This is a genomic window from Clostridium sp. D43t1_170807_H7 (assembly GCF_015555905.1).
Classification (GTDB): domain Bacteria; phylum Bacillota; class Clostridia; order Clostridiales; family Clostridiaceae; genus Clostridium.
The window spans coordinates 1-9,213 of sequence record NZ_JADNLK010000047.1; the positions used below are offsets into that span (position 1 = coordinate 1).

Below are 9,213 nucleotides of genomic sequence, written 5' to 3' on the forward strand. Positions count from 1 at the left end.
CCACCTAAATATCCTAATCCTGCTACTATACCAATAAGTGCTTGAGCTACAATATTAATTAGTGATGCTAAAACAGAAACTACAGAATCAAAGATCCCTACTACGAAATCTTTGCAACCATTTAAAAAGTTAAAAAATCCTTCTTTTAAATCATCTGCAAATTCGTTAAGTCCATCCAATACTTCTTTACTTTTTGCAGTTACTTTATTTTTTAATTTTTCTATGGTATCCGGTATAGAATTCCAAATTTCATTAACTTTATTTTTCACTTTATCCAGTTGTGATTGAACTTTATCAACAACTACAGACACTATTTTATTAGAGGCTTTTACTACATTTCCTAAAAGGTTAATAGGTATAGCTGCTATTTTTAACAATGGCTTAATAACATTATTCTTTAATGGTTTAACGCCTGTAATATTCTTTATATCAAAATTAGATAATTTTGACAATGCTTTACCTATAAGCCCGCCTAATTCATTACCTTTTACTGCAATTATATTTGAAACTGCATTAATGGAAACTGCAGTGGCAACTCCAACCATATTACCTACTTTATTAGCATCAATCTTTAATATTGACTTAGCTTTATTTAAGTTGCCTAAAGCTTTTGTATTATTAGTCTTAAATGTTATATTTTTGCCTATAGGGTATGAACTTACTACATGTTGGTCTTTTCTAATGGAATTAGAAGCTAAATTCTTTTTCTTTATCTCTGCAAGCTTATTAAGTTCTTTTTCTTTTTGATCATATATTCTTATTGCACTATTTATACTTGTACATAAGTTTCCTAAGTCCCTAGATGTCTTATTTACAGCAGACCTTACATTATCTAAATCTCTTCTTGCTGACCATGTACTAACTTCTGAAACCCTTGCTAAAACATTATAGGTATTTGTAGTTTCCCTAAGTATTTTATCTATCTCATCTTTTATGTTACTTACCCTTCTAGCTTGTTGTAATAATTCATTACGACTAAGCTTTATATCTGCTATAAACACCCCTTTTATTCTTAAATACTATTAGTTTATACCTTTTATATTTATAGCAACTTTTACATCAATTATATATTTGTATTTATTGAAAATTTTACCATTGCACTAAATGTAAATCAATTGTAATAATCTACATATATTTAAAATCCGTATCTTTTCTTTTTTAATTTATAATTATTAAATCAATATAAAAAAATATGGACACTACTGTAGTATCGATATTTCTATTATACCTATACTTTCTTTTACTTTAGGTTAAAAGGGAGATAAGGTGGTAAATATTCTAGAAAGTATCTTTTGTTTCATCAACTATAAATTACTTTTTAATTTTATCCTACAATCTCTCCCCTTTATCCACGACTCATTTTATTATTAAAATTGCGCAGTATTACTTATCTTATCTTTTCATAGTTTTCATTTCATCCTAAACTATATAGTTTTATACATCTAAAATATTCTTAACACTATATCTTATTGGATATTACTTAACAATATCTTTTCCTATAATTTTTTCAGTTTCTATATCAAAGAAAAATCTTCTACCATAAAAATCCACCACTGAGTATTTTAGACCAATTGAACTTATTTCAAAATACAGGAATCTCAATTTTCCATCATAATTTTCATTCAAAGACTCTATTCTCTACAATATTTTCTATTATTTGGAATACAATATAAATCATCCAATTTACTGCATCCTAGTCCTATTTTTAATAAAACTAAGATTTTATCACCAACTTCTTGTATTTCTAAAATATTAGATTTTACAACATTATTAAAACTATAAATTTAAGTAGGAACATATTATTAATTTTATTATCTTAATATATAATTATTTCATTCTAAATTATAAATATGATTTAAATAATACTAAATTTATATTTTTTTTCATAATATTTATTAAAATTCTCGATATTTTTTAAAGGATTACTTTTCTTCATTCCATTTTCAAAAATTACCCCTTGAGATAATTCATCTTTATTTTTAGCTACTGCTTCTTTTATGCTTCGTCCTAGGATTTCTTTATTAATAATAAATGTTGCTTTCCCTAATTCCTCCTGAAAAATACAAGCATCAAAATATAAAATAGCAATATAAACATTGCAAGCATTTCCCTTTAACATATGTTGTAAACTATTTTCAAATAATTCATTTATTTTTTCTATATTTTTATACTGCTTATAAAAACAATTTACTAAAACTGAATTGATATCTGTAAGAAATACATCTGATGTAAACTTAGATACTTATATTCCTTACTAAGATACGTTGAAGGGTCTCGTCTACTATCTTTAGGTATAGCTAATATTTCATCTGACTTTAATTTATCTAAACCTGATTTTTTTAATATATCAGCTTTACTAACCCCTTTTACAGTTCCACTACTTACATCATCAACCTTACCAGTAATTTTTGATACAAAATCCTGTAACTTCGTACTAATCTTAGGAGCTCCCTTAAGTGTTTCTACTCCAGCAAATTCTAATTCATCACCATAATTAAATGCTCTTTTTAAGACTGTTGAGAGTTCATCACCTTTTTTAGCCATATTCATTAAGAGATCTCCACCATGTTTTGATAGCAAATTAATTCTTCTACTAATCCAATAACTTTATTTATTTCATCTTCACTTAAAGTATTTAATAATTTCGATACAAGCTTATTAACAAAATTAGGAATTAAATTCTTTCTTCCACTACTATCTATAATAAAATCCGTTTTATCTCCGTTTAAAAGCATTGCATATATAAAGTGATCATCAATTAGTCCTTTATTATCCCATTCAATTTGTTCTACTACTTTAATTATTCCTATATTGTTCATTAATGCAGATACAAAGTCACCTTTTCCTTGATATTCTATTACTTTATCTCCACTTAATAATTTTTCTATAGCTTCTTTATTATTTTTAATAAATTCATCATTAAATCCTGGAGCATTAAATGTTACACATTTTTTTATATATTCTAATAATTCCGGATCTGCTGTAACAGCCATATATAATGCATTATTACCACCTTTTGAATGTCCTGTAATATATATTTCTTTATATCCCTCTTCATGTCTAATTTTACCAACCACCTTTAGGAATTCTTTTGCAGATGCTTGCTGTGCTGTTTCACCTTGAATAGATATTTTAAAATTATCAATCCAATCTTCCCATGTAGGTTTAAGATTATTACTTACACTATCAGGAATCTCATCTTCTTCCCCATAGGGCATTTCACTTCCTCTAGATGCAATTATTATTTCATCATCTGGTGTCTTAATGGCATATCCCACAAATCCATCTCCATCATTTTTATTATCATATCTTATTATTTCATAATTACTATATGCTCCATTTTGACATTCTTTTAAAATTGAAATTATTCTTTGATCTTGTATATCATCATATTTAAATTTTCCTGGATTTTTATCACCTAAATAATAGTCTGCTAATTCTTTTATAGGTAAACTCTCTCCCTTTTTAAGTGATTTTGTTAATTCATCAGGAATATTTAAGTAACTTAAATCAGAAAAATCCGCTAATTCTTTATCAGTAATCCCCATATTCCCTCCTATACTTACTCAAAATTATCTATTGCTCCATTAATATCCTGTTCTAGTTTCCTATCTTTTATCCTAATATAGCTATTATTATAAGTTCTATTTTCATCAGAATAATACTCATACATCTCACCACTTAAATATGATAAATAATAACTTTCATTTACTTCATCATAAGTATCCTCTTTACAATACCAAAACCAAATTCCACTGTTTTCATTTAATCCACTCTCTAATACCATATTTGAAAAACTTAACATTTTCTGTGCTTCAGCATTTTTATCAATATTTCCATTAGAATTTATAAAAATATCTATAGAGTATTGTGGATATACATTATTTTTATAAAACTCTAACAAATCCATATCTAGATACTGATATCCATCATAAAAGGAATTAAATTTTAATTTTATATTTATTTCATCTTCAAATATTTTTTTTGCTTCTTCTTCTAACATTACTGCAAATCTTTCTTCCATTATCCTATCGGAGTAATCATCATGAACCTCTGTTTTGTCTGATTCCACTTCTACAAAACAATATGTGTTAGGATTACTTACTGGATTACATATTAATTTTTTTGTATTTCTTCTATATGCTCCAAAGGTTCCCCCTATTTGACTTAATTCAAATGGTTCACCATATCTTTCTTCTAATACTTCTAATGCTACTTCTGAATAACTTTTATTTTTATTTACATTTTCGTTATCGTTTCCACCTTTACCGTCACTACATCCAGTAATGATTAATCCTATGCTCATAATTAATATACCTCCTAAAATTCTAAACTTATTTTTTTTCAACATATTTTATATACCTCTCTTATTTTAATAAACCCTTATATGCTTCCTGGTGTTATATTTCTTTTTTGTAATTCTTCTTTTCTCTTTTTCTCTTCTTCCTTTTCTATAGAAATTATTTGATTATATATTTCTTTAATTTGTTTTTGTATTTTAGTAATAAGATTATTAGTATAAGTTTTTGCTAAATTTACCCTATCCCTACAACCATTGTTAATCTCTGAAGCATTTTTAGATATTTTATTTTTATTATCACTTAGAAAAGTACTATCTACTAATGTTCTAACCTCTTTTACATTACTATCAACTGTATCATTTATAGTTTCTAATGAATTTATTTTAGCCAATAATTGCTTTGCATTTGTTAAATCTTTAATTTTTTGTTCTTTTTGCTCATTTAAATAACTTTTCATAAATACATCATCCTATTAATTATTAAAATTTACTAACTATATATATATATATATATATTACCTTATCTTTCTTTTACTGTAAATTTTATCTTATTTGTGATTGTTAATAAAATAAAACTACCTCCGGGACATCCATATAATGGATGCTCCCCGGAGGTAGCCCGAATTTTGTCTTATGCTGTCACTTCTTCTGTATCTAATTCTGCTTTTCCAGTGTAGCAAGAGAGTGGCTTTGCCCCTCTCAATGACTCCCGGCAGACTGTGCGAAAACTCCAGAAATACGGTATAATAAGTATTATTAAACATTAAATGTTAGGAGATGCTTATTATGAATTATATCCATGGGAAAGATAGAAATCAAATGAGAATAGAAAGTTTAGAATCTTTTGCTTCATCTGATAGTGAAGTTAGAGTTATTGATAAAATTGTTGATGCCATGGATATAGAATCATTATGTTTTAAACTTGGCAATAATAAAGATTCTGGCAGACCGAAATTTAATCCTAAGGATTTATTGAAACTATATATCTACGGATATTTTAATGGAATAAGATCTTCAAGAAAATTAGCAAAACAATGTGTAATAAATAAAGAGGTTATTTGGCTAATTAAAGATATTAAACCTAAATATAGAGTTATAGCAGATTTTAGAAAAGATAATATTGATGCACTAGAATCTATGTTTAAAAACTTTGTTAATTATTGTATTAATTTAGGATTATATAGTAGAGAATTAGTAGCACTTGACGGTACGAAGCTGGAAGCTTCGGCATCGAAAAGAAAGCATTATAGTAGAAATAAATTAATTAAAATGAGAGAGATTGCTAATAGTAAAATTAAAGAATATTTGCATGAGATAGAAGTTGCAGATAGAGTAGAAAATCAAAAAGAATTAGATAAAGAATTTATTAATATTGAAATTGATAATCTGAAAGAAAAATTAAAATATTATGATGAATTAGAAAAAAATATGGATGAAGCAGATGTTAATGAGATTAATCTTACAGATAGTGATGCTAGAACAGTAAAATTTGGAGCACATCAAGGAACTGATGTTGGATATAACGTACAAGCAGTTGTAGACTGCAAGAATAAATTAATAACAACTTTTGAAGTAAATAATTTATCCCAAGATCAAGGGCAATTATATACTATGAGTAAAAAAGCTAAGGATATTTATAAAGTAAAAACTTTAGAGGTTTTAGCTGATAAAGGATATTTCCATTCAAATGATATACATCAGTGTGAAAAAGACGATATAGTTACATATGTTTCAAAACCTTCTTATTCTAATGGTATAGGAGATAGTAGATATTTTTCAGAGAAATTTAAATATGACAATGAAACTAATACTTATATTTGTCCTGAAGGAAACAGACTATATCTTATTACAAAGAAAAAAGATTCAAAGATTAAATAATATAATAATTCAGAAGCTTGTAATAGATGTTCTAATAAAAGTAAATGTACTAAAGCCAAAAATAGAAAAGTAATTAGAAGAAATGAAAGTAGTCAATCAGTTGACAATATGATTTTAAGATTAGAAACTTGCAAAGATGAGTATTCTTTAAGAAAAAGTATTGTTGAACATCCATTTAGAACTTTAAAAAGAAATATGAATTTTACCTATCTACTTCTTAGAAATTTAAAAAACGTAAGAGGTGAGATTAGTATTGCCTTTTTTATCTATAATTTAAAAAGAGTAATAAAAATATTAGGTGTAAAGGTAATATTAGAATCCCCTTATACCGTAACATTATTAACTATTAATATAAAACTAAATGTAATTTAAATAATTAATAAAGATGTATAATTATATATTCTTAATAAATTTTCATATTAAAATAATAACAGACTATTTAGGATATAAAAATATAGGAACACATTCATTTAGAAAGCTTTTTGCACATACTATTTATGAAGAATCAGGATATGATATTGAATTAGTTAGATATGTTTTAAATCATAGTGTTATCAAAACTACTATGAGATATTTAGGTATAAGTGCTAAGAAATTAAAGGAAGTAACAACAAAAATAGATTTTAGTTACATGTTATAATTTAATGTCTATCTATTGATAATCAATATCATTTAATTGAGAAAGCAATATTAATAAATTAATTTAATATTGCTTTTCTTTAAAATGGAAATTACCATAGCAAACTTTTAACGTCGTGATTTTTATCCTTATCTTGATAGCTCCAACGTTCAACAGGCTTAATTGTCATTATTGCATCATATCTTATATATAAAACCGATTCTGGATGATAATATTTATTATCATTATATTTTGGTTCGCCATAGTTTTTTATCATTAATCCGTCATTAAGAAATGTTATTTTTGTTTTAGATAATTTTTCTAAACGATACCTATAATCCCCATAATTTAATTTATTAGCGCTAAATATTTTACCTGTAATAAAATCTCCTCCTGGGGCTAAAAAAAAATCATCTCGTACATAAATAATATCATCTAAAGTTATGCATATATATTCATCTCCTACTTTCAGTTTAACAAGATAATATCCCTCCTCCTTTAGAGCTTCTAATATAACTTCAACATCATTCTTCATTTTGTTTATATTGCAATTATTATCTGATTGACTATTCCCCTCTTCTTCTTTCATATATTCAATGCAAGCAAAACTTGTTTTCTCTTGTTCCTTATATATATTTTCATTCAACACATTTTCTACTCTCCTATCAATATCTCATGTATATTTCTACTATTTTGCAAAAAATTATAGCAGTGTTTATTATATCATACATTAAAAAAAATACTAAACATGATAAAATTTTTAATGTATTTTTATTTATATTAATGCTAATAATCTCACTTAGAATCATAAAAATATTAAAATCAAGAGTATTTTTTAAATTATTAATTTTTTGATTTATTTCTTTTGCTTTAGCTAGTGAAATTATATAATGAAACCTAAGTGAATTTAGCTAACTGCGGAAGGAACTAAACATTATATATAAAAAAGATATAGGAGTTAGTATTGATTCATACTAACTATCCTATATCTACAATACTATATTTAACAAATGTACATCCTATTTGAATCGTATTAAACTAATCGCTGTTTTTATTTATTTATAACTTTTAATAACAACTATTTAAAATTTGTTTAGATAAGCTAATTTTATAGCTGCAAATGGACTATTATTAAAGATATTTGTAACATACCACTTAATCCATTATCTTTAAATAATTTCCTAGACAATTGTTCTTTTAAATCTTTATCGCTTAATCTTATTTTTTCCTCAATTAACCATTTTATCGCCTCTATCGATTTTTCTTTTCTCCAAAAGTTTTTAGGTACGACTTTGAATTCCCATTCCTTGTATTTATTAATATAAACTGAATTAATAGCTAAATAAGGACTGTTTGGTCTTATGTCAATATCTTGGACACAAAAAGTCAATTTTTTTATGCTGCACTTCTAGCTAGTAATTCACATTGATCTGGAGTCATGTAATTAATAGAAGAGTGTAGTCTTTTCCTGTTATACCAACCTTCAATATATTTAAATATAGCTATATTAGCTTCTTCGAAGGTACGGTATGTATTTCTATAGATTTCTTCCTTCTTTATTGAAGAATGGAAAGATTCTATGCAAGCATTGTTATATGGACAACCCTTTTTACTAAATGATTGTATAATATTAAGCTCTTTACATATCTCTTTTAAATTATTACTGGTGTATTGAGAGCCTAAGTCTGTATAGAATATTAGCTGTTTATTTTTATCAGGATTTTGGCTATAATAGGCATTTTTCAAAGCTTTAATAACTAAATTATTAGTCATTCTTTTACCGAAAGCGTAGCCAATTATTTTTTTAGAATGTAAATCAAGAACTGAAGCTAAATAGCACCAACCATCTTTGATAGTATGAATATATGTAATATCTCCTACCCATTTTTCATTAATAGAAGTAGTTATGAAATCTCTTTTTAAAACGTTTTCTAAACCTTCTGCAACTTTTTTATTTGAATAAGCTTTGTATTTTTTTACAGTTATTGCACAAAGACCAAGTTCAGCCTTTTTTCTTTGGACTCTCTTTAATGATACAGTAAAGCCCTCTGTACTCAGTATATGATGAATCCTAGGCGCTCCATATATACCTTTATTAGCTTTATATATTCGTATAATAGCTGCTTTTAATTCCTCATTTTCTACTTCTCTTGTAGATTTAGTTTTATCAAAAGATTTGTAATAGGTGCTTCTGGCTACGCCTAGAACGGTACACATAGTCTTAATATTATGGTTGTTTCTATTGCTATCTATGAATTCTATTACTTTATCTGTTTAGCACAGACTAATAGTATCCCAAATAATATTTAAAAATTCTTCCACCTAGTATTTTCCAATAATTATATACACATACTAAATGGTAATAATATGGTATATAAGGATGTGTGGAAGGTGATAAATTTGAATGAAAAACAAG

12 protein-coding genes and 1 pseudogene are annotated in these 9,213 nt (G+C 25.9%); 3 read left to right on the plus strand and 10 right to left on the minus strand.

Annotated elements, in window-relative coordinates; genetic code table 11:
* From I2E98_RS15345 to I2E98_RS15375, 7 genes are all read right to left on the minus strand, one after another.
* On the minus strand, nt 1-1,001 hold a 1,001-nt coding region (locus I2E98_RS15345; protein ID WP_195469747.1), incomplete at its 3' end, for a hypothetical protein.
* A 475-nt stretch (nt 1,002-1,476) separates the two neighbouring features.
* A complete protein-coding gene (locus tag I2E98_RS15350) occupies nt 1,477-1,626 on the minus strand; it encodes a hypothetical protein (protein ID WP_195469748.1) in 150 nt (49 codons plus the stop codon).
* Nucleotides 1,627-1,855: 229 nt separating this feature from the next.
* Nucleotides 1,856-2,119: a hypothetical protein gene (locus I2E98_RS15355; RefSeq protein WP_195469749.1), complete on the minus strand. Its 264-nt coding sequence runs from the start codon at nt 2,117-2,119 to the stop codon at nt 1,856-1,858.
* Between the two features lie 71 nt (nt 2,120-2,190).
* Complete coding sequence (locus I2E98_RS15360) at nt 2,191-2,550, minus strand: hypothetical protein (RefSeq protein ID WP_195469750.1); 360 nt, start codon at nt 2,548-2,550, stop codon at nt 2,191-2,193.
* A complete protein-coding gene (locus I2E98_RS15365) occupies nt 2,550-3,548 on the minus strand; it encodes an Mbeg1-like protein (protein ID WP_195469751.1) in 999 nt (332 codons plus the stop codon). The genes I2E98_RS15360 and I2E98_RS15365 overlap by 1 nt, the downstream gene beginning before the upstream one ends.
* Before the next feature lie 14 nt (nt 3,549-3,562).
* Complete coding sequence (locus I2E98_RS15370) at nt 3,563-4,306, minus strand: hypothetical protein (protein ID WP_195469752.1); 744 nt, start codon at nt 4,304-4,306, stop codon at nt 3,563-3,565.
* Nucleotides 4,307-4,383: 77 nt separating this feature from the next.
* Entirely contained in the window at nt 4,384-4,758 is a 375-nt protein-coding gene (locus I2E98_RS15375; RefSeq protein ID WP_195469753.1) for a hypothetical protein, read from the minus strand.
* A 328-nt stretch (nt 4,759-5,086) separates the two neighbouring features.
* Between I2E98_RS15375 and I2E98_RS15380 the strand changes: the two genes are divergently transcribed.
* The 3 genes and pseudogenes from I2E98_RS15380 to I2E98_RS15390 all read left to right on the plus strand — a co-directional run bounded on the left by I2E98_RS15380 (nt 5,087) and on the right by I2E98_RS15390 (nt 6,818).
* Nucleotides 5,087-6,178 (plus strand): transposase, encoded by a 1,092-nt coding sequence (locus I2E98_RS15380; protein WP_195469754.1) that lies wholly within the window; start codon nt 5,087-5,089, stop codon nt 6,176-6,178.
* 21 nt (nt 6,179-6,199) lie between these two features.
* Nucleotides 6,200-6,550 (plus strand): annotated as a pseudogene (locus tag I2E98_RS15385) (transposase); the annotation flags it as partial.
* Between the two features lie 13 nt (nt 6,551-6,563).
* Complete coding sequence (locus tag I2E98_RS15390; protein ID WP_195469755.1) at nt 6,564-6,818, plus strand: tyrosine-type recombinase/integrase; 255 nt, start codon at nt 6,564-6,566, stop codon at nt 6,816-6,818.
* A gap of 91 nt (nt 6,819-6,909) precedes the next feature.
* Here the strand turns inward: I2E98_RS15390 and I2E98_RS15395 are convergent, their stop codons facing one another.
* The 3 genes from I2E98_RS15395 to I2E98_RS15405 form a co-directional block, all read right to left on the minus strand.
* The gene (locus I2E98_RS15395; RefSeq protein WP_195469756.1) at nt 6,910-7,446 is read right to left on the minus strand and encodes a hypothetical protein; all 537 of its coding nucleotides are present in this window, start codon (nt 7,444-7,446) and stop codon (nt 6,910-6,912) included.
* Nucleotides 7,447-7,905: 459 nt separating this feature from the next.
* Entirely contained in the window at nt 7,906-8,187 is a 282-nt protein-coding gene (locus I2E98_RS15400; protein WP_195469757.1) for a hypothetical protein, read from the minus strand.
* 5 nt (nt 8,188-8,192) lie between these two features.
* Nucleotides 8,193-9,059 (minus strand): IS3 family transposase, encoded by an 867-nt coding sequence (locus tag I2E98_RS15405; RefSeq protein ID WP_347708049.1) that lies wholly within the window; start codon nt 9,057-9,059, stop codon nt 8,193-8,195.
* Nucleotides 9,060-9,213: the final 154 nt, after the last annotated feature.

What these genes read in the sequence shown, in the direction of transcription:
- I2E98_RS15370 (WP_195469752.1), bottom strand. Translation starts at nt 4,306, where the DNA reads ATGAGCATAGGATTAATCATTACTGGATGTAGTGACGGTAAAGGTGGA.
- I2E98_RS15365 (WP_195469751.1), bottom strand. Translation starts at nt 3,548, where the DNA reads ATGGGGATTACTGATAAAGAATTAGCGGATTTTTCTGATTTAAGTTAC.
- I2E98_RS15360 (WP_195469750.1), bottom strand. Translation starts at nt 2,550, where the DNA reads ATGAATATGGCTAAAAAAGGTGATGAACTCTCAACAGTCTTAAAAAGA.
- I2E98_RS15375 (WP_195469753.1), bottom strand. Translation starts at nt 4,758, where the DNA reads ATGAAAAGTTATTTAAATGAGCAAAAAGAACAAAAAATTAAAGATTTA.
- I2E98_RS15390 (WP_195469755.1), top strand. Translation starts at nt 6,564, where the DNA reads ATGTATAATTATATATTCTTAATAAATTTTCATATTAAAATAATAACA.
- I2E98_RS15355 (WP_195469749.1), bottom strand. Translation starts at nt 2,119, where the DNA reads ATGTTAAAGGGAAATGCTTGCAATGTTTATATTGCTATTTTATATTTT.
- I2E98_RS15380 (WP_195469754.1), top strand. Translation starts at nt 5,087, where the DNA reads ATGAATTATATCCATGGGAAAGATAGAAATCAAATGAGAATAGAAAGT.